Genomic DNA, 865 nt, shown 5'->3' on the forward strand with positions numbered 1-865 from the left:
CGGGCAACTGCTCAGCGAAACCAACAGCGCTGGCTTGCTGCAGTACCGCTACGACGAACTGGGCAACCTGCAGACGCTAGTCCTGCCCGACCAACGCGAACTCAACCACCTGTACTACGGCAGCGGGCACCTGCACCAGATCAACCTGAACGGCCGGGTGATCAGCGATTTCGAGCGCGATGCGGTGCACGACGAGGTCCTGCGGACCCAGGGCAAACTGGTCACCCGCACACGCTACGACACCAGCGGTCGCCTGGCCGGCAAGGCTATTCACTACCGCGACGCCCCGGTTGAAGTGCTGCCGCTGCTGGACAAGGCCTATCGCTACGATGCCAGCGACAACCTGATTGCCGAGGTACTGACCCAGACACAGCGCCGTGGGATGACAAACGCCGCCAATGACGAAAACGCGCATCTCGAACAGATCATCGGCCGCTTTCATGACCTACCCCACACGGGCAAGACTTATGCGGGACACAACCGCTACGGCTACGACCTCAACGAGCAGCTGCAAACCGTTCAGCAGTCACGCCCCAACTGGCAGGCCACGCAGGTCGAGGATTTCAAGTACGACAAGGCCGGTAACCTGTTCGACGGCCCCAAGCTAAACGGCCTGATCAAGCACAACCGGGTGTTGGTTTATCAGGACAAGCGCTATCGCTACGACCGCTTTGGACGGTTGTGCGAGAAGCGGATCGGCAGCAACTGGGTGCAGTATTTCGAATATGACGCCGAACAGCGGCTGGTTTGCGTGGAGCAGTACCGCAGCGGCGAGCGTGAGCGGGTGGTGTTTGCCTATGACCCGCTGGGGAGGCGGATCAGCAAGGAGGTTTATCAGAGGGACTATCCAGAGCCGCGTCGGCGG

General features: G+C 60.9%; 1 pseudogene. It reads left to right on the plus strand.

Annotated elements, in window-relative coordinates:
- Window positions 1-865, plus strand: a pseudogene (locus tag ACF8O8_RS12785) (type IV secretion protein Rhs); the annotation flags it as partial.

The organism is Pseudomonas sp. TYF_14, from assembly GCF_043105275.1.
Taxonomy (GTDB): domain Bacteria; phylum Pseudomonadota; class Gammaproteobacteria; order Pseudomonadales; family Pseudomonadaceae; genus Aquipseudomonas; species Aquipseudomonas alloputida.